19 protein-coding genes are annotated in these 17543 nt (G+C 73.9%); 10 read left to right on the forward strand and 9 right to left on the reverse strand.

The genetic code is table 11. The features are described from left to right. The first annotated feature begins 58 nt into the window (after nt 1-58). Both BI06_RS44375 and BI06_RS44380 read left to right on the forward strand, forming a co-directional pair. The gene (locus tag BI06_RS44375) at nt 59-832 is read left to right on the forward strand and encodes a DUF6286 domain-containing protein (protein WP_051743049.1); all 774 of its coding nucleotides are present in this window, start codon (nt 59-61) and stop codon (nt 830-832) included. Next, nucleotides 829-1470 (forward strand): hypothetical protein, encoded by a 642-nt coding sequence (locus BI06_RS44380; protein ID WP_051743050.1) that lies wholly within the window; start codon nt 829-831, stop codon nt 1468-1470. Before BI06_RS44375 ends, BI06_RS44380 begins: the two co-directional genes overlap by 4 nt. Before the next feature lie 33 nt (nt 1471-1503). Here the strand turns inward: BI06_RS44380 and BI06_RS44385 are convergent, their stop codons facing one another. Continuing rightward, on the reverse strand, nt 1504-2277 hold the full coding sequence (locus BI06_RS44385; RefSeq protein ID WP_043478620.1) for an SDR family oxidoreductase: 774 nt from the start codon (nt 2275-2277) through the stop codon (nt 1504-1506). 186 nt (nt 2278-2463) lie between these two features. On the opposite strand from BI06_RS44385, the gene BI06_RS44390 reads away from it, so the two are divergent. Both BI06_RS44390 and trxA read left to right on the forward strand, forming a co-directional pair. Then, nucleotides 2464-2907: a MerR family transcriptional regulator gene (locus BI06_RS44390; protein ID WP_045940049.1), complete on the forward strand. Its 444-nt coding sequence runs from the start codon at nt 2464-2466 to the stop codon at nt 2905-2907. 3 nt (nt 2908-2910) lie between these two features. Continuing rightward, nucleotides 2911-3243 carry a thioredoxin gene (gene trxA, locus BI06_RS44395; protein WP_030398269.1) on the forward strand — a complete coding sequence of 111 codons (333 nt, stop codon included), beginning with the start codon at nt 2911-2913 and terminating at the stop codon, nt 3241-3243. A gap of 46 nt (nt 3244-3289) precedes the next feature. Here the strand turns inward: trxA and BI06_RS44400 are convergent, their stop codons facing one another. Further along, nucleotides 3290-4087 carry an SURF1 family protein gene (locus tag BI06_RS44400; RefSeq protein WP_043478623.1) on the reverse strand — a complete coding sequence of 266 codons (798 nt, stop codon included), beginning with the start codon at nt 4085-4087 and terminating at the stop codon, nt 3290-3292. Nucleotides 4088-4118: 31 nt separating this feature from the next. Next, complete coding sequence (locus tag BI06_RS44405; RefSeq protein WP_030398267.1) at nt 4119-5117, reverse strand: DEDDh family exonuclease; 999 nt, start codon at nt 5115-5117, stop codon at nt 4119-4121. A gap of 193 nt (nt 5118-5310) precedes the next feature. On the opposite strand from BI06_RS44405, the gene BI06_RS44410 reads away from it, so the two are divergent. The 4 genes from BI06_RS44410 (at nt 5311) to moaA (ending at nt 9679) form a co-directional block, all read left to right on the forward strand. Continuing rightward, nucleotides 5311-6354 carry a zinc-dependent alcohol dehydrogenase family protein gene (locus tag BI06_RS44410; protein ID WP_043478627.1) on the forward strand — a complete coding sequence of 348 codons (1044 nt, stop codon included), beginning with the start codon at nt 5311-5313 and terminating at the stop codon, nt 6352-6354. Between the two features lie 278 nt (nt 6355-6632). Then, nucleotides 6633-6989 carry a DUF485 domain-containing protein gene (locus tag BI06_RS44415; protein ID WP_045940051.1) on the forward strand — a complete coding sequence of 119 codons (357 nt, stop codon included), beginning with the start codon at nt 6633-6635 and terminating at the stop codon, nt 6987-6989. Continuing rightward, the gene (locus BI06_RS44420; RefSeq protein WP_030398264.1) at nt 6986-8596 is read left to right on the forward strand and encodes a cation acetate symporter; all 1611 of its coding nucleotides are present in this window, start codon (nt 6986-6988) and stop codon (nt 8594-8596) included. The genes BI06_RS44415 and BI06_RS44420 overlap by 4 nt, the downstream gene beginning before the upstream one ends. A 93-nt stretch (nt 8597-8689) precedes the next feature. Then, complete coding sequence (gene moaA / locus BI06_RS44425) at nt 8690-9679, forward strand: GTP 3',8-cyclase MoaA (RefSeq protein WP_030398263.1); 990 nt, start codon at nt 8690-8692, stop codon at nt 9677-9679. Between the two features lie 18 nt (nt 9680-9697). Here moaA and BI06_RS44430 read toward each other — a convergent pair whose 3' ends face one another. The 6 genes from BI06_RS44430 to BI06_RS44455 form a co-directional block, all read right to left on the reverse strand. Beyond that, nucleotides 9698-9931 carry a hypothetical protein gene (locus BI06_RS44430; protein WP_043478631.1) on the reverse strand — a complete coding sequence of 78 codons (234 nt, stop codon included), beginning with the start codon at nt 9929-9931 and terminating at the stop codon, nt 9698-9700. A gap of 359 nt (nt 9932-10290) precedes the next feature. Continuing rightward, complete coding sequence (locus BI06_RS44435) at nt 10291-10680, reverse strand: DUF3099 domain-containing protein (RefSeq protein ID WP_043478634.1); 390 nt, start codon at nt 10678-10680, stop codon at nt 10291-10293. 102 nt (nt 10681-10782) lie between these two features. After that, nucleotides 10783-11331 carry an RNA 2'-phosphotransferase gene (locus BI06_RS44440; RefSeq protein ID WP_043478637.1) on the reverse strand — a complete coding sequence of 183 codons (549 nt, stop codon included), beginning with the start codon at nt 11329-11331 and terminating at the stop codon, nt 10783-10785. 30 nt (nt 11332-11361) lie between these two features. Continuing rightward, nucleotides 11362-12765 (reverse strand): metallopeptidase TldD-related protein, encoded by a 1404-nt coding sequence (locus BI06_RS44445; protein WP_043478641.1) that lies wholly within the window; start codon nt 12763-12765, stop codon nt 11362-11364. Next, on the reverse strand, nt 12765-14324 hold the full coding sequence (locus tag BI06_RS44450; protein WP_051743057.1) for a TldD/PmbA family protein: 1560 nt from the start codon (nt 14322-14324) through the stop codon (nt 12765-12767). The genes BI06_RS44445 and BI06_RS44450 overlap by 1 nt, the downstream gene beginning before the upstream one ends. A 176-nt stretch (nt 14325-14500) precedes the next feature. Continuing rightward, complete coding sequence (locus BI06_RS44455) at nt 14501-15646, reverse strand: MBL fold metallo-hydrolase (RefSeq protein WP_030398257.1); 1146 nt, start codon at nt 15644-15646, stop codon at nt 14501-14503. A gap of 374 nt (nt 15647-16020) precedes the next feature. Here BI06_RS44455 and fabG point away from each other — a divergent pair, with 374 nt between their 5' ends. Continuing rightward, the gene (gene fabG / locus BI06_RS44460; RefSeq protein WP_030398256.1) at nt 16021-16743 is read left to right on the forward strand and encodes a 3-oxoacyl-[acyl-carrier-protein] reductase; all 723 of its coding nucleotides are present in this window, start codon (nt 16021-16023) and stop codon (nt 16741-16743) included. Nucleotides 16744-16746: 3 nt separating this feature from the next. Then, entirely contained in the window at nt 16747-17514 is a 768-nt protein-coding gene (gene fabI / locus BI06_RS44465) for an enoyl-ACP reductase FabI (RefSeq protein ID WP_030398255.1), read from the forward strand. The last annotated feature ends 29 nt before the right edge of the window (nt 17515-17543 follow it).

Below are 17543 nucleotides of genomic sequence, written 5' to 3' on the forward strand. Positions count from 1 at the left end.
TGGGGCGGGCGGACCTCGTCGTGCGACGGCCCGGCCGTCAGGGCCCGGAGGGGCGGGCATGAGCGGAGGGGGCGGCGAGCCGTTGGCCGGGGACACCCCGGCGGACCCGGCCGCCGAACCGGCGCCGAAGGTGCCCCGACTGCGCGCGCCGCGCACCACGGCCGCCGTCGTGGTGGCCACCGTGCTGCTGATCCTGGCCGTGGCGCTGCTGTACGACGTGGTGGCCGTCCGGGCCGGGCAGCCGGCCCGGCAGTGGCGCACCGACCTCGCCGACGAACTGGCAGCCCGGCATCCGGACGATCTCGCGGTTCTGCTCGGCGCCGGGGCGGCGACGCTGCTCGGCGGCTGGCTGCTGTGGCTGGCGCTGGCCCCCGGCCTCGGCCGCTGGCTGCCGCTGCGCCCGCACGGGGACACCGCGGCGGCCATCGACCGGGCCGGGGTGGCCGCCCTGCTGGCCGACCGGGCGGCCGTGCTGCCGGGTGTCGAGCACCTCAAGGTGCGGATCAACCGGCGCCGGGTGCGGATCGCGCTGGTCGGGCCGGCCGATCCGGCCTCGGTGCAGCGGCAGCTGCGCGCGGAGCTGGCGGCGGTCACCCTGGCCGGGCCGCTGCGGCTGGACGTGCGGACGGCGGGCCGCGGACGGCGGGCCGGTGCCGCTCCGGTGTCGGAGGAGGAGTCGGTGCCGCAGGAGCAGCCGGTGCCGGACGAGCAGCCGGTGCGGCAGGAGGAGCCGGTGCGGGAGGGCAGTGCGGCAAGAGGCAGTGCGGCAAAGGGCGGTGCGCCCGAGGGCACTGCGCCCGAGGGTCCGGCGCGGGGCGGTGGTGGCGAGTGAGCCGGACCGCGGTCAACCGGCTGCTGCTGGGGGTGGTGGGGGCGGTGCTGCTGGTGGCCGGGCTGCTGGTGCTGCTCGGCGGGCTCGATCTCTACCGGCGCCTCGGCCTGGACCCACCGTCCCGGTGGCCGCTCGCCTCGCCCGACCGGCCGGTGCTCGGCGTCCGCGCGCGCACCCGCTGGGAGGACCGGTCCTGGTGGTGGCCGGTGGTGATCGGGGGCCTCTCCCTGCTCGTCCTGGGCATCGGCTGGTGGCTGCTGGCGCAGTTGCGCCGCAGCGGCCCGGCGACCGTCCTGCTGCCGACGCCGGGGGTGTCCGGGCTGCGGCTGCGGCTGCGGACCAGGGCCCTGGAGGAGGCGGTGGAGAGCGGCGCGGTCGTCCTGCCGGAGGTCGAGCGGGTGGGCGTCCGGCTGGTGCGCGGACGGCGGCACCCCCGGCTGCGGGCGGCCGTGCGGATGACCCCGGGCGGTGATCCGGCCGCGCTCGCCGAGCACTTCGAGACCGGCCCGCGCACCGGGGCGCGGGCCAGTCTGGGGCTGCCGGAGCTGCCGGCGGAGCTGCGGATCCGGGTGGTCGCGGCCCGGCCGGAGGTCACCGGGCGTCAGCACCGGCGGCACAAGCGGCCGCGCGTGGTCTGACCCCCGGGACGCTCCCCGGGACGTCCCGGCGGCTCAGAGGCCGCGCAGGGCGCCGCCGTCGACCGGGACCATCACCCCGGTGAGGTAGGAGGCGGCGGGGGAGAGCAGGAACGCGGCGACCTTGCCGAACTCCTCCGGGGTGCCGTAGCGGCCGAGCGGGATCGCGGCGCTGTGGTGGGCGCGGGAGGCCTCCGGGTCGCCGCCGAGCGCGTCGAGCTCCCGGACCCGGTCGGTGTCGATCCGGGCCGGGAGCAGGCCCACCACCCGGATGCCGCGCGGCCCGAGCTCGTCGGCCAGCGACTTGGCGGCCATCGCCAGGCCCGGGCGCAGGCCGTTGGAGATGCCGAGGCCGGGAATGGGCTGGCGGACCGACCCGGAGAGCACGAAGCCGATCACCCCGCCCTGGCCCAGGGTCGCGGCGGCGGCGCGGGCGATCCGCAGGGCGCCGAGGAAGACCGACTCGAAGGCGTCCCGCCAGGCGTCCTCGGGGGCGGTGGCGACCGGTCCGGCCTGCGGTCCGCCGACACTGATCAGGATGCCGTCGAGGCGGCCGAAGTGTTCGACGGCCGTGCTGACCAGCCGTTCGGCGGTGCCCGGGTCGGCGTTGTCGGCGACCAGTCCGTGCACCGCGTCCGGCCCGTCGCCGAGGGCGGCGAGCTCGGCCACGGCGGCGTCGACGGCGGCGGCGCCGCGACCGGTGACCAGCACCCGGGCGCCGTCGGCGGCGAGTTCGCGGGCGGTGGCCAGGCCCAGGCCCCGGGTCGCCCCGGTGACCACGTACACCTTGTGCTGCAGTCCAAGATCCATGGGGACATCCTGCCGGGTGGGCCCGGGCCGGAGGTAGCGGGCGCGGCGGGGTCGGCCACCGGCGCCCTCGCCGCGGCCGTCCGCCGGCGCCGACGCGGACGCAGCCACTGGCGTTGACGTCGGCGTCAAGGTCTACCGTCGGTCCCGGCGGCGTTCGGACGGCTGCCGGAAGGGCAGGGTCCGGACATGCGGATCGGTGAACTGGCGAAGCGGGCGGGGACGACCACCCGGGCACTGCGGTACTACGAGCAGCTCGGGCTGCTCCCGGCCCGTCGGGCCGGCAACGGGTACCGCGCGTACGGGGAGGAGGACGTGCGGCTGCTCCGGCAGATCCGCACCCTCCAGGACTTCGGCTTCGGGCTGGAGGAGACCAGGCCGTTCGTCGAGTGCCTCCAGGCGGGGCATCCGCACGGCGACTCCTGCCCGGCCTCGCTGGAGGTCTACCGGAAGAAGCTGTCCGAGCTGGACGAGTGCATCGCCCGGCTGCAGGAGGTCCGCTCCCAGGTGTCCGAGCAGTTCGCCCGGGCGGAGCGGGAGCGCGACGCGCTGGCGGCCGGGGCCGCCGCGGAGCCGCCGCAGTGCGAGTGGGCCGCGTCCGCGGCCCCCGACCGGAACACAGGGGAGAGGTAGAGCATGATGCGGATCGCTGGAGTGACGGCGGTGACGGACGGGACCTTCGCCGCCGAGGTGCTGGCCGCCGAGGGGCCGGTCCTGGTGGACTTCACGGCGGACTGGTGCCCGCCGTGCCGCCAGATGGCGCCGGTCCTGGCGGACATCGCCCGGGAGGAGGCGCACCGGCTGACGGTGGTCAGTCTGGACGTGGACCACAATCCGGAGACCCAGGCGGCCTACGGGGTGCTGTCGATGCCGACGCTGATGGTTTTCCGCGGCGGCGAGCCGGTGAAGGCGGTGGTCGGCGCCCGGGCCAAGGCCCGGCTGCTGCGCGACCTGGAGGACGTGCTCTAGCAACTGCGGGACAGGGACAGGGACAGGGACAGGGACAGGCGCGGGCTCAGGCCGGGACGGGGACCGCCACGCCCTCGGGCTCGGCGGCCTCCTTGCGGCGGTCCTTGGCCTCGCGCCGGGCCATCACCACGAACCCGACCGGGATCAGCGCGGTGAACAGCCACCACTGGATCGCGTACGCCATGTGCGGCCCGATGTCGGAGTGGTTGGGCTCGGGCAGCAGCTCGGGCTGGTCCGCCGGGGCCGGCTGGGTGGCGGTGAGCTCCAGGTAGCCGCCGAGCAGGGCGGCGCCGGTGTCCTTGGCCTGCTGGGTGGAGCTGATCAGGTTGAACTGCCGGTCCGGCAGTCCGGCCCGGTCCTTGATGCTGCCGCCGGCGGCCTCGTCGGCGCGCAGTCGGCCGGTCAGGGTGACCTGGCCGGCCGGGGCGGCCGGCACGGCGGGGTACTCGATCGCGGAGTTGCCGGAGGCCACCCAGCCCCGGTTGACCAGCACGGTGCCCGCGCCGTCGGCGAGCACCAGCGGGGTGACCACGAAGTAGCCGATCTTGTCGCCGCTGGAGTCGGTCCGCTTGCGGACCACGAACTCGTGCGCCGGGTCGTACTGCCCGGTGGCCGTCACGGTCCGCCAGGTGAGGTCCTTGGGGACGGCGAAGCCGGGCGCCGCCGACAGGGTGTCGAACGGCACGGGCGGGTCGGTGAGGGACCGGGCGATCAGCTCGTTGCGGTCCACCCGCGCCTCGTGGCGGTGCAGCTGCCAGAACCCCAGCCGGACGGTCGTGGGGATCAGCAGCAGGGCGATCAGCAGGGTGATCAGCCAGCGCCGGGAGAGCAGAAAACGGTACACATGGGCACGGTACGCCCTGTTCACAACGGGCTCACGCACCGGGGTGCGGGGCGACCTCGCGCAGCAGCTGGAGGAAGGCGTCCTCGCCGACGACGGGGGTGCCGAGCTCGCGGGCGCGGCGGGCCTTGCCGCTCCAGCTGCCCGGTTCGTTGGTCACCAGCAGGCTGGTGAGGCGGCTCACCGAGGTGGCGATGTGCAGGCCGGCCTCGACGGCGCGGTCCTCCAGCAGCTCCCGGTCGGTGGCGGTGTCGCCGGTGAAGGCCACCCGCATGCCCTGGACCAGCGGGCTGCCGTCCTCCCAGCGCCCCGGGTTGGGGTAGGGGCACGGCGGGCGCTTCTTGGCCTGGCGGTAGGCGGCGCCGGTCCAGGAGGCCCGGGAGGGGGAGGCGGGCGCGTCCTCGCCGAGGTCGGTGACGGCCACGCAGGACTGGAGCGGCAGCGGGACGCCCCCCGAGCGGGCCAGGTGCAGGCTGGGGCGGAAGGCCTCGGCGAGGACCCGGGCGTCGTCGAGGGCGTTGTGCGCCTGGCGCTGCTGGACGCCGAAGTACTCGGCGAGCGAGGAGAGCTTGCCGTTGGGCAGCGGCAGCCGCAGGTCGCGGGCGAGCACCATGGTGCACAGCCGGTGGTCGACCGGGGCGTGCAGGCCGGCCCGGGAGAACTCGCGGGAGATCATGTTCCAGTCGAAGAGCGCGTTGTGGGCGACCAGGACCCGGCCGCGCAGCCGTTCGGCGAACTCGCCGGCGATCTCCGGGAAGGTGGGGGCGTCGGCCAGCTGGTCGCCGGTGAGGCCGTGGATCCAGACCGGGCCGGGGTCGCGCTGGGGGTTGACCAGGGTGTACCAGTGGTCGGTGACCTCGCCCTCCTCGTCCAGCTGGTAGACGCCCGCCGAGATGACGCGGTCCGTGCGGCCGAGGCCGGTGGTCTCGACGTCCACCACCGCGAAGCCGGCGGCGGGCGCGGCGGACCGCTGTGCCGGGAGGGGGGCGGTCCGCGGAGCTGCGCCGGGGGTCTCGGGCTGGATCGCGTACATGGTGCAACAGAATACGGCCCGTCGGCGGTCGCGGAGGGCGCTCCGGGCAGGTCGGGCCCGGTCCGCCGCGGTCCGGAATGTTGCCCGGGACCGGCCGGAATAGAGTGGGCGGTGCAGTCGTCGTACATCTGGTCGATTGTTTTCCGGTCGTCCGCGCCACCCCTGCGGACACCTCTGCGAAGGACGAACCCTCATGCGCGCCACCGTCATCCACGGCCCCAATGACATCCGGATCGAGCAGGTGCCGGACCCGGTCGTCCAGCAGCCGACCGACGTCGTGGTGCGGGTGGTGAACGCCTGCATCTGCGGCAGCGACCTGTGGGCGTACCGCGGCGTCGCCTCGCGGGTGGCCGGGCAGCGGATCGGGCACGAGTTCCTCGGTGTGGTCGAGGAGGCCGGCGCCGAGGTCCGCGACTTCCGCCCGGGCGACCTGGTGGTGGCGCCGTTCGTCTGGTCGGACGGCACGTGCGACTTCTGTCGCGAGGGCCTGCAGACCTCCTGCCCGCACGGCGGCTTCTGGGGCGAGGTCGGCTCGGACGGCGGGCAGGGCGAGGCGGTGCGCGTCCCGTTCGCGGACGGCACCCTGGTGAAGCTGCCCAAGGAGGCGCTGGGCGACGAGAAGCTGCTGCCGGGCCTGCTGGCGCTGTCGGACGTGATGGCGACCGGTCACCACGCGGCGGTCTCGGCGCGGGTCCGGGAGGGCTCCACGGTGGCGGTGGTCGGGGACGGCGCGGTCGGCCTGTGCGGGGTGCTGGCCGCGCACCGGCTGGGCGCCGGGCGGATCATCGCGCTGGGCCGGCACACCGCCCGGACCGACCTGGCCCGCCGGTTCGGCGCGACCGACGTGGTCGCCGAGCGCGGCGAGGCGGCGATCGAGGCGGTGCGGGAGCTGACCGGCGGGCAGGGCGCGCACGCCGTGCTGGAGGCGGTCGGCACCGAGGAGTCGATGCGCACCGCCGTGTCGATCGCCCGGGACGGCGGCGCGGTCGGTTACGTGGGTGTGCCGCACGGCGGCAGCGCGGGCGTGGACATCGGTCAGATGTTCGGCCGAAACGTTTCGCTCAACGGCGGCGTCGCGCCGGCCCGGGCCTACATCCCCGAGCTGCTCCCGGACGTGCTGTCCGGCGCCATCGAGCCGGGTCTGGTCTTCGACCGCACGGTCGACCTCGACGGCGTTCCGGACGGCTACCGGGCGATGACCGACCGCTCCGCGCTGAAGGTGCGGATCGCGTTCTGATCCCGGGCCCTCCGCGGGGGGCCTGTCACGAAGAGGTCCTGACGGGTGGTCGGGGCGGCACCGAATGGCCGGTGCCGCCCCTTTCGTTTGCCCGGATACGGTGGTTTTCGGCCAATCGGTTAGTGCAGAGGGGTGAACGTCTGGCTGGTCACGGTCAAACCCTTTCGGCTTACGCGCCACCCTCCTAGCATTGCGCGGCGCGCATCCGGACTGTGACGCCGCTCACGTCCGATCGTTCCACTGGTGCGACCACTACGCCGAACGAGTGAGGAGTCAGAGTGGAATCGCCGCCGATCGACACCACCGCCACCGAAACCCAACTCATCGAGGAGAGCGCGGAGTTCCGCGGCCTCCGGTCCTCGTTCCGGAGCTTCGCGTTTCCGGTCACCATCGGTTTCGTGCTCTGGTACCTGCTCTACGTCCTGCTCTCCAGCTACGCCCCCGGCCTGATGGGCACCAAGGTCGTCGGGCACATCAATGTCGCCCTCGTCCTCGGACTGCTCCAGTTCGTCACCACCTTCGCCATCGCGGCCTGGTACGCGCGTTACGCCGCCCGGAGGCTGGACCCGCCTGCGGCCGCCATCCGTGAGGCGCGCGGCGCCGTCGTCCACGCCCCCCGGGAGGCCGCCGAATGAACCTGCTCGCCACATCCGCCACCGACCACCGCGGCCTCACGATGACCCTGTTCGGGATCTTCGTGCTCGCCACCCTCGGCATCACCGTCTGGGCCGGCCGCCAGACCAAGGACGCCGCCGACTTCTACGCCGGCGGCCGGGGCTTCTCCGGCTTCCAGAACGGCCTCGCCATCTCCGGCGACTACATGTCCGCGGCCTCGTTCCTCGGCATCGCCGGAGCCATCGCGCTGTTCGGCTACGACGGCTTCCTGTACTCGATCGGCTTCCTGGTCGCCTGGCTGGTCGCCCTGCTGCTGGTCGCCGAGCCGCTGCGCAACTCCGGTCGCTACACCATGGCCGACGTACTGGCCTTCCGGATGCGCCAGCGCCCGGTGCGCACCGCCGCCGGCATCTCCACCATCGTGGTGTCGATCTTCTACCTGCTCGCCCAGATGGTCGGCGCCGGCTCCCTGGTCGCCCTGCTCCTCGGGGTCAGCGGCGACGGCGCCAAGCGCTGGACCATCGTCGCGGTGGGCGCGCTGATGGTCCTCTACGTCGCCATAGGGGGCATGAAGGGCACCACCTGGGTGCAGATCGTCAAGGCCGTGCTGCTGATCGCCGGCACCGCGCTGATGACCTTCCTGGTGCTGGCCAAGTACCACTTCAACGTCTCCAGCCTGCTCGGCGCCGCCGCCGACGCCAGCGGCAAGGCCAACGCCTTCCTGGAGCCCGGACTGAAGTACGGGGCGACCGGCACCAGCAAGCTCGACTTCCTCAGCCTCGGCCTCGCGCTGGTGCTGGGCACCGCCGGCCTGCCGCACATCCTGGTCCGCTTCTACACCGTGCCCACCGCCAAGGCGGCCCGGAAGTCCGTGCTCTGGGCGATCGGGATCATCGGCGGCTTCTACCTGATGACCCTGGCGCTCGGCTTCGGCGCCGCCGCGCTGGTCGGCCCGAAGACCATCAAGGCCTCCAACGCGGCGGGCAACACCGCGGCCCCGCTGCTCGCCGAGAACCTGGGCGGCGGCGCGGGCACCACCGGCGGCGCCGTGCTGCTCGCGGTGATCTCCGCGGTCGCCTTCGCCACCATCCTCGCCGTGGTCGCCGGGCTCACCCTCGCCTCCTCGGCCTCCTTCGCCCACGACCTCTACGCCAACGTCATCCGGCGCGGCAAGGTCTCCGAGCGCCAGGAGGTGTACGTGGCCAAGTGGGCCGCCGCCGGCATCGGCGCGGTGGCGATCGCGCTCAGCCTGTTCGCCGACAAGCTCAACACCGCCGCCCTGGTCGCCCTGGCCTTCGCGGTCGCCGCCTCGGCGAACCTGCCCACCCTGCTCTACTCGCTCTTCTGGAAGCGCTTCAACACGGTCGGCGCGGTCAGCTCCGTCTACGCCGGACTGGTCACCTCGGTGGTGCTGGTGCTCTTCTCGCCGGTGGTCTCGGGCGGGAAGAACTCGCTCTTCCCGCACTCCGACTTCCACTGGTTCCCGCTGGAGAACCCCGGCCTGGTCTCGATCCCGGTCGGCTTCCTCGCGGGCTGGATCGGCACCGTGCTCTCGCGTGAGGAGGCCGACCCGGCGAAGTACGCTGAACTGGAGGTCCGCTCGCTGACCGGGCTGGGCGCCCACTGACGGACAGGCGACGATTAAGCTGGCCCGGCCCCGTCGTGACGGTGGCCGGGCCGGCCGCTCACCAGGCGGCACCTCACTCGGGAAGGGACCGCCGTGCTGCTCGACACCTTCGGCCGCCGCGCCGTCGACCTCCGGGTCTCCCTCACCGACCGGTGCAACCTGCGCTGCACCTACTGCATGCCGGAGCAGGGCCTCCAGTGGCTGGCCAAGCCCGACCTGCTCACCGACGAGGAGATCGTCCGGCTGGTGACGGTCGCGGTGCGCGACCTCGGCGTCCAGGAGGTCCGCTTCACCGGCGGCGAGCCGCTGCTGCGCCCCGGACTGGTCGGCATCGTCCAGGCCTGCGCCGCCCTCGACCCGCGCCCAGAGCTCTCCCTCACCACCAACGGCATCGGCCTCGCCCGCACCGCGGCGGCGCTGCGCGAGGCGGGCCTGGACCGGGTCAACGTCTCGCTCGACACCCTCGACCCGGACACCTTCCACACCCTCACCCGGCGCCACCGCCACCAGGACGTCCTGGACGGCCTGGCCGCCGCCGAGGCCGCCGGGCTCACCCCGGTCAAGCTCAACGCGGTGCTGATGCGCGGGGTCAACGAGGACGAGGCGCCCGCGCTGCTCGCCTGGTGCCTGGAGCGCGGCTACGAGCTGCGGTTCATCGAGCAGATGCCGCTGGACGCCCAGCACGGCTGGGACCGCTCCTCGATGATCACCGCCGAGGAGATCCTGGAGCGGCTGTCCGCCCGCTTCGACCTCACTCCCGAGCCCTCCGCGACCCGGGGCGCGGCTCCCGCCGAACGCTGGCTGGTGGACGGTGGGCCGGGTCGGGTCGGGGTGATCGCCTCGGTGACCCGCCCGTTCTGCCGCGCCTGCGACCGCACCCGGCTCACCGCCGACGGCCAGGTCCGCGACTGCCTCTTCGCCACCGGCGAGACCGATCTGCGCACCGCGCTGCGCTCCGGCGCCGACGACGCCGAACTGGCCGCCCGCTGGCGCACGGCGATGTGGGGCAAGAAGGCCGGTGCCGGGATCGACAGCCCGGAGTTCCACCAGCCCGACCGCCCGATGTCGGCGATCGGGGGCTAGGGCGGGGTCCTCGGAGCCTCAGTCCGCGTCGGGGGTCCACCCGGCGAAGGGGAGGACCTCCTTGAGGAAGCCGCGGACGCCCAGGAACTGGGAGAGGTGCTCGCGGTGCTCGTCGCAGGCGAGCCAGGTCTTGCGGCGGTCCGGGGTGTGCAGCTTGGGGTTGTTCCAGACCAGGACCCAGACGGCGTCCGCGCGGCAGCCCTTGGCGGAGCAGATCGGGGTCTGCGGCTGGGGGGCGTCGGGGAGCAGCATCGGAGTCGTCCTCGGGGCGGTCGGCGGCGGATCGGCAGCGGATCGGCGCGTGATCGCCGGGCGATCCGTGGGCGATCGGCGGGGGATGGTCACCGCCAGTCTGTCACGCTCCGGAGCCGTTCCTCGGGGCGGAGGACCGGAGGAGGGCGGGGGAGCCGGTCCGGGAGAACACATGGCGACGCCGGGCAGCCACGGGGGGAGCCGCCCGGCGTCGGTCCGTCGCTCCGACGGGGGATGCGGAGCGCGTACGCAGTATGTCACGGTAGGGACCGGGTATGGGGAGGTCTTGCATGATTAATCTGAGCTTCTTTTGAGCTTTCCGCTCAGGCAAACGAGGGAAAGTCGGGCAAAGCGGGCGCTCAGTTCCGGGACTGTGAAGGATCGGTGGGCACACGGCCCGCCCCATCAGTACCGTGAGTCACATTCGCCCCGCCGCCACCGGTGCCCCCTGGGCCCAGCATCAGCGGCGTCTCCGGCGGCACGTCGAAGGTGGACGGCAGCCCCGGCGCGCGCTCCCGGCCCGCGTTGGCGACCAGCACCGCGAAGTACGGCAGCAGCACCCCGCCCGCCAGCGCCACGAGCGCCAGCCACCGCTGCACGTCCCACAGCACCACCGCGAGCAGCACGCAGACCGTCCGCAGCAGCATCGACGCCACGTAGCGGCGCTGGCGGCCCCGGACGTCCTCGGAGAGGCTGCTGCGGGCCCCCGTGATCCGGTGGACCTGTCCGGCCCCGGTGCTCTTGCCCATGTCCCTACCGCCCTCGTCCACGCTCCCGCGCGCCTCGCCGCACGGCCACCTCACGGTACGCCCGGAGGGGTCCGGCGACGAGACCGGGTCGGCGGACACGCCTCAAAGACGCCGGGAGAGGTACTCCGGCGGCACCGCGTCCGTCAGCCAGACCCCGTTGGCGCTCACCCGGAACTCGTGGCCCGCGGCGGCCATCGCGGCCGCGTCCACCAGCAGCACCACCGGGCGGCCGTGCCGGGAGCCCACCCGGGTCGCGGTCTCGGAGTCCGCGGACAGGTGGACGTCCTGCCGGGCCATCGGGCGCAGCCCCTCCCGGAGGATCGCGTCCAGGCTCCGGGTCGCGGTGCCGTGGAACAGCACCGGCGGGGGCTCGGTGGCGGCCAGACCGAGGTCGACCGCCACCGTGTGCCCCTGGCTGGCCCGGATCGAGAGGCCGTCCGGCGAGTAGGCGAAGCGGCGCTTGTTGTTGGTCGCCACCACGTGGTCCAGCTCGGCCCTGGTCAGCCGGGTGCCCCTGGCCGCCAGCGCGGCCAGCAGGACGTCCACCCGCACCCAGCCGGCCGGGTCCAGGGCGACCCCGACCCGCTCCGGCTCGTGCCGCAGGATCCGCGAGAGCATCTTGCTCGTCCTGACCGTGCGCTTCTCGTCCATCCCCATCGATCCCCCCCAACGGCCGCCCGGCTACGAGGCCTGGCTGACCGAACTCATGTTGAATCCCGTGACCCGGACCGGCGGCATCGCCGTCCGGGTGAACCAGTCGCTCCACTCGCGCGGCAGGCAGCGCTCGGTCCGGCCCACCTCGGTGATCCGGCCGAGCAGGTCCACCGGCGACTCGTTGAAGCGGAAGTTGTTGACCGCCCCGACCACCTCGCCGTTCTCCACCAGGTAGACGCCGTCCCGGGTCAGACCGGTCAGCAGCAGCGTCGCCGGGTCCACCTCGCGGATGTACCAGAGGCAGGTGAGCAGCAGGCCGCGCTCGGTGCCGGCGATCATCTCCTCCAGGGTCGGCGCGGACTCCTGCCCGGCCGCCTCCAGGACGAGGTTGTCGACCGCGGGGCGCGCCGGCAGGCCGCCCAGCGCGGCCGAGTGGCGGCTGGTGACCAGCGAGGCCAGCTCGCCGTCGCGGATCCAGTCGGTGGCGGTCAGCGGCAGGCCGTTGTCGAACACCGAGGACTCGTCCTCGCTGGCGTGCGCGAGGACGAACGGCGCGCACTCCAGGCCCGGTTCGGCCGGGTCGGAGCGCAGCGTCAGCGGCAGCGCGGCCAGCTTGTCGCCGATCCGGGTGCCCCCGCCGGGCCGGGAGAACACCGTCCGGCCCTCGACGGCGTCCCGGCCGCCGGACGACCAGTTGAGGTGGATCATCAGGTCGGCGACGGCCGACGGCGGCAGCAGCGTCTCGTACCGGCCGGCCGGCAGGTCGATCCGCCGGGCACCCCAGCCGAGCCGCCGGGTCGCCTCGGCGTGCAGCGCCGTGACGTCCACGTCGGCGAAGTCCCGGGTGGCGGCGCCGACCCAGGCCGAGTCGGACAGGTCGGCGGCCTTGGCGTTCAGCTCGACCATGCCGGTCGGCTGGTCGTGCCGCAGCCGCAGGCCGGTGGAGGTGCCCAGGTAGCTGGTGACCAGCTCGTGCCGGGCGAAGCCGTACAGCAGCTCGCCCCGCCCGGCGGCGTCGGCGAAGGCGCGGCCGAGGGCGGGCGCGAACTGCGCGAACACCTCGATCGAGGTCTCCGCCGGCGGCGCGGTGAAGTCCGGCGAGGGCGTCTGCTCGGCGGCGGTGACCAGCGGCCGGGCGTCCTCGGCCGGCCCGGCGGCGCGGGCGGCCTCCTCGGCGGCCAGGACCAGCGCGGCCACCTCCTCCGGGACGACGGCCTCGCGGGAGACCGCGCCGGAGGCGGTGCCCTCGGCGCCGTCCACCGTGGCGATCACGGTGAGCCGCCGGCCCCGGGTGACGCCGTTGGTGGTGAGGGCGTTGCCGGCCCAGCGCAGATTGGCGGTCGACTCCTCGTCGGCGATCACCACGCAGCCGTCGGCGCGGGAGAGGCCGAGCGCGAGCTCGACGAGTTCGTGGGGCTGCGTCGCGGCCATCAGTGACCCGCCTCCTGCTGGGTGTTGAGCACATTGACGTTCCGGAACAGCGCCGACGGGCAGCCGTGGCTGACGGCGGCGACCTGGCCGGGCTGCGCCTTGCCGCAGTTGAAGGCGCCGCCCAGCACATAGGTCTGCGGGCCGCCGACGGCCGTCATCGATCCCCAGAAGTCGGTGGTGGTCGCCTGGTAGGCGAAGTCCTTGACCTGGCCCGCGAGTTCGCCGTTGCGGATGGCGTAGGCGCGCTGGCCGGTGAACTGGAAGTTGTACCGCTGCATGTCGATCGACCAGGAGCGGTCACCGACGATGTACAGGCCGTTCTCGACGTCCGCGAACAGGCCCTCGGTGGACGGGCCGTCGGCGGCGGGCTGCAGCGAGACGTTCGCCATCCGCTGCACCGGCACGTGCGCGGGGGAGTCGGCGAAGGCGCAGCCGTTGGAGCGTCCGAGGCCCTTGAGCGCGGCCATCGCCCGGTCGAGCTGGTAGCCGACCAGCACCCCGTCCTTGACCAGGTCCCAGGACTGCGCGGCCACCCCCTCGTCGTCGTAGCCGACGGTGGACAGGCCGTGCTCGGCGGTGCGGTCGCCGGTGACGTGCATCAGCTCGGAGCCGTACCGCAGCGAGCCGAGCTTGTCGAAGGTGGCGAAGGAGGTGCCGGCGTAGGCGGCCTCGTAGCCGAGCGCGCGGTCCAGTTCGGTGGCGTGGCCGATCGACTCGTGGATGGTCAGCCACAGGTTGGACGGGTCGATCACCAGGTCGTAGCGGCCCGCCTCGACGCTCGGCGCCCGCATCTTCTCGGCCAGCAGGACGGGCAGCTCGGCGAGTTCGGCCTCCCAGTCCCAGCCGGTGCCGGTGAGGTACTCGAAGCCGCGGCCCACCGGCGGCGCGAGGGTGCGCATCGACTCGAAGGCACCGGTGCGCCCGTCCACCGAGGTGGCCTCCAGCTCCGGGTGCAGCCGGATCCGCTGCTGGGTGGTGACGGTGCCGGCGGTGTCCGCGTAGAACTTGTTCTCCTGCACGGTCAGCAGGGTCGCCTGGACGTGCGAGACGCCCTCGGCGGCCAGCAGCCGCGAGCTCCACCCGGCGAGCAGCGCCGTCTTCTCGGCGTCCGGCACCTCGAAGGGGTTCACGTCGTAGGCGGACACCCAGGTGACGTCCGGGTGCACCGGCTCCGCGGCGAGTTCCACCCGCTCCTTCGAGCCCGCCGCGCGGCTGATCCCGCCGGACAGCCGGGCCACCGCGACGGCCTGCTCGGCCACCCGCGCCGCCGCGTCCGGGGTGAGGTCCACCCCGGCGGCGAAGCCCCAGGCGCCGTCCAGCAGCACCCGGACGGCGAAGCCGAGCTGGACGCTGTCGGAGGTGCCGGCCGGGCGGGCGTCGCGCAGCCGCCAGGAGGCGCTGCGCACCCGCTCCAGGCGGAAGTCGGCGTGGTCGACGCCGAGTTCACGGGCCCGGGTGAGGGCGGCGTCGGCCAGGGCGCGCAGCGGCAGGCCGAGGAAGAGCGGGTCGACGGTGCGCGGGGCGGCGCCGGGGGCCGGGGGCGTGCTGGTCGGGGGCAGCGGAGGCAATCGGGCTCCCTGGTCGGGGGGACGGTGGTGCAGGACCCCCGGGTGAACGGGGGTACCCGCACGGCATCATGGCCCGTCGCAGGGGTTTCGGCCAGCGCATTCCTTCCGGCGTGGCCCGCAGTGCGGCCCCGCGGGCGCGGGCCCGGCGCGCCCCGGTCCCGTCCGGCTCAGGCGACGCCCTCCCACCAGCCGTCCGGCTCCGGCGGGTTGTCGATGTCGACCCGCTCGCCCGGGCGCGGCACCGCCAGCGGCACGCCGTGCTCCTTGGCCGCCACCAGCAGCCGCTCGATCGGCTCGGCCCACGGGTGCAGGCCCAGGTTGAAGGTGCACCAGTGCACCGGGACCAGCAGCCCGGCGTCCAGCTCGCGGTGCGCGAGGACGGCGTCCTCCGGCGTCATGTGGATGTCGGCCCACGCCGGGTCGTACGCGCCGACCTGCACCAGCGCGGCGTCGAACGGGCCGTGCTGGGCGCCGATCCGCGCATAGCCCTCGAAGTAGCCGGAGTCACCGGTGTAGTAGACCCGGCGGTTCGGGCCGGCGATCACCCAGGAGCCCCACAGCGTGGTGTTGCGGGTCAGGCCCCGGCCGGAGAAGTGGTGGGCGGCGGTCAGGGTGACCGTGAGCTCGCCCAGGGTGCAGGTCTCGTTCCAGTCCAGCTCGATGATCCGGTGCTCGGGCACGCCCCAGCGGCGCAGGTGGGCGCCGATGCCGAGCGGCACCGCGAACGGCGCGGACTGGCTGCGCACCAGCCGCCGGACGGTCGCCATGTCCAGGTGGTCGTAGTGGTCGTGCGAGATCAGCACCGCGTCCACCTGCGGCAGCTCCTCCAGCTCCACCGGCACCGGGTGCAGCCGACGCGGGCCGACCTGCGCGGCGGGGGAGCACCGCTCGCTCCAGATCGGGTCGAGCAGCACCCGCGCGCCCTCGACCTCGACCAGCGCCGAGGCGTGCCCGTACCAGGTGACCGCCACGCCCTCGGCGGCCGGCCCGGCGCCCTCGGCGGGGCGGACGGTCGGCACCGGGTGGCTCGGCGTGCGGCCGTCGCGCTGGAACAGCGCCCGGCGCACCGTCTCCACGTCGATGCCCGCCTGGGCGGTCGGCCGGGCCAGCTCGGAGGGCGCGTTGTGGAAGACGCCGTCGCGGTACTGCGGGGAGTTGCGCAGCCGCTCCTCCCGCTCGCCGTCCGGCCGCCGGCCGAACGCCGCCGGCAGGTCGCGCAGCGCCCAGGCGACCGCTCCCGCGCCGGCCGCCAGTGCGGCCAGGGCCGCCAGTCGTCCGCGCCGGTGGGTCGTCCCGGCCTGTGCCTCGCTCATTCCGCGCTCCGCATCGTCGTCGCCGGGGCCCGTGTCCGGCCGTGGGGCCCGGGTCGGCCCCGGTGCGGCGGCCCCGGCTCGTGCCGCACCAGGGGGCACAACGGGCGTGCCCCGCCGCCGGGTTCCCGGACGTGCGGCTCAGTGGACACGACAATACGGCCCCGCCACGTGGGGGAACGGCGGGAATTCCGCCCCGGGCCGGATTGTCGGATACCGACAGTTCCACCGGTGCTGCGCTGTGGGAGCCCGATTCGTCGCCGCGCCGGGCCGACCGATAGCGTCGCACCGCGTACATCGTTTCGACGTGCGCGGACATCATCACGGAGTGGTACGCGGACACACGGCGTGCGCACACAACGGAGAGAGGTGGATCGTTGAGCCGCTCGGTTCTCGTCACCGGAGGCAACCGGGGCATCGGCCTCGCGATCGCCCTGGCCTTCGCCGAGGCGGGCGACAAGGTCGCCATCACCAGCCGCTCGGGTGAGGTCCCCGAGGCACTGGCCAAGTACGACGTGCTCGCGGTGCGCTGCGACATCACCGACAGTGCCCAGGTCGACGCCGCGCTGACCGAGATCGAGGCCGCGCACGGCGGCGCGGTCGAGGTGCTGGTCGCCAACGCCGGCATCACCAACGACACCCTGCTGCTGCGGATGTCCGAGGAGGCCTTCACCTCCGTCCTGGACACCAACCTCACCGGCACCTTCCGGGTCGTGAAGCGCGCGTCCAAGCTGATGATGCGCGCCCGCAAGGGCCGGATCGTGCTGATCTCCTCGGTCGTCGGCCTCTCCGGCTCGCCGGGCCAGGCCAACTACGCCGCGTCCAAGGCCGGCCTGGTCGGCTTCGCCCGTTCGCTGGCGCGCGAGCTGGGCCCGCGCAACATCACCGTCAACGTGGTCGCCCCCGGCTTCGTGGACACCGACATGACCGCGGTGCTCACCGACGAGCGCCGCGCGGAGATCGTCGCCGGCGTGCCCCTGGGCCGCTACGCGGCGCCCGCCGAGGTCGCTTCCACCGTGCGGTTCCTCGGTTCGGACGAGGCCGCGTACATCACCGGAGCCGTCATTCCCGTGGACGGCGGATTGGGCATGGGTCACTGAGTCATGAGCGGAATCCTTGAGGGAAAGCGCATTCTGATCACGGGTGTGCTGATGGAGTCCTCCATCGCCTTCCACACCGCCAAGCTGGCCCAGGAGCAGGGTGCCGAGATCATCCTCACCGCCTTCCCGCGGCCGAGCCTGACCGAGCGCATCGCCAAGAAGCTGCCGAACCCGGTCAAGGTGCTGGAGCTCGACGTCTCCAGCCCTGAGCAGCTGGCCGGCATCGCCGACCAGGTGCGCGAGCACCTGCCGACCCTGGACGGCATCGTCCACTCGATCGGCTTCGCCCCGCAGGACGCCCTGGGCGGCAACTTCCTGAACACGCCGTGGGAGTCCGTGGCCACCGCCATGCACGTCTCGGCGTACTCGCTGAAGTCGCTCACCACGGCGCTGCTGCCGCTGATGCAGGACGGCGGCGCGGTCGTCGGCCTCACCTTCGACGCCCAGTACGCCTGGCCGCAGTACGACTGGATGGGCCCGGCCAAGGCCGCCCTGGAGTCGACCAACCGCTACCTGGCGCGCTACCTGGGCGAGCGGAACATCCGCTGCAACCTGGTCTCGGCGGGCCCGATCGGCTCGATGGCCGCCAAGTCCATCCCGGGCTTCGGCGACCTGGCCGCCACCTGGGAGGACCGCTCCCCGCTGAAGTGGGACCTGAGCGACCCGGAGCCGGCTGGCCGCGGCGTCGTCGCCCTGCTGTCGGACTGGTTCCCGAAGACCACCGGCGAGATCGTCCACGTCGACGGCGGCCTGCACGCCATCGGCGCCTGACGCCTCCGGTCCGTTCGAACGCCGCTGCC

Source organism: Kitasatospora sp. MBT66 (assembly GCF_000710405.2).
GTDB classification, from domain to species: Bacteria; Actinomycetota; Actinomycetes; order Streptomycetales; family Streptomycetaceae; genus Kitasatospora; species Kitasatospora purpeofusca.

Coding starts and splice junctions, on each gene's coding strand:
- BI06_RS44430 (WP_043478631.1), bottom strand. CDS start 9,931: ATGCTGCTCCCCGACGCCCCCCAGCCGCAGACCCCGATCTGCTCCGCC.
- BI06_RS44375 (WP_051743049.1), top strand. CDS start 59: ATGAGCGGAGGGGGCGGCGAGCCGTTGGCCGGGGACACCCCGGCGGAC.
- BI06_RS44410 (WP_043478627.1), top strand. CDS start 5,311: ATGCGCGCCACCGTCATCCACGGCCCCAATGACATCCGGATCGAGCAG.
- BI06_RS44435 (WP_043478634.1), bottom strand. CDS start 10,680: ATGGGCAAGAGCACCGGGGCCGGACAGGTCCACCGGATCACGGGGGCC.
- BI06_RS44440 (WP_043478637.1), bottom strand. CDS start 11,331: ATGGACGAGAAGCGCACGGTCAGGACGAGCAAGATGCTCTCGCGGATC.
- BI06_RS44445 (WP_043478641.1), bottom strand. CDS start 12,765: ATGGCCGCGACGCAGCCCCACGAACTCGTCGAGCTCGCGCTCGGCCTC.
- BI06_RS44385 (WP_043478620.1), bottom strand. CDS start 2,277: ATGGATCTTGGACTGCAGCACAAGGTGTACGTGGTCACCGGGGCGACC.
- BI06_RS44390 (WP_045940049.1), top strand. CDS start 2,464: ATGCGGATCGGTGAACTGGCGAAGCGGGCGGGGACGACCACCCGGGCA.
- BI06_RS44455 (WP_030398257.1), bottom strand. CDS start 15,646: ATGAGCGAGGCACAGGCCGGGACGACCCACCGGCGCGGACGACTGGCG.
- BI06_RS44405 (WP_030398267.1), bottom strand. CDS start 5,117: ATGTACGCGATCCAGCCCGAGACCCCCGGCGCAGCTCCGCGGACCGCC.
- fabI (WP_030398255.1), top strand. CDS start 16,747: ATGAGCGGAATCCTTGAGGGAAAGCGCATTCTGATCACGGGTGTGCTG.
- BI06_RS44420 (WP_030398264.1), top strand. CDS start 6,986: ATGAACCTGCTCGCCACATCCGCCACCGACCACCGCGGCCTCACGATG.
- trxA (WP_030398269.1), top strand. CDS start 2,911: ATGATGCGGATCGCTGGAGTGACGGCGGTGACGGACGGGACCTTCGCC.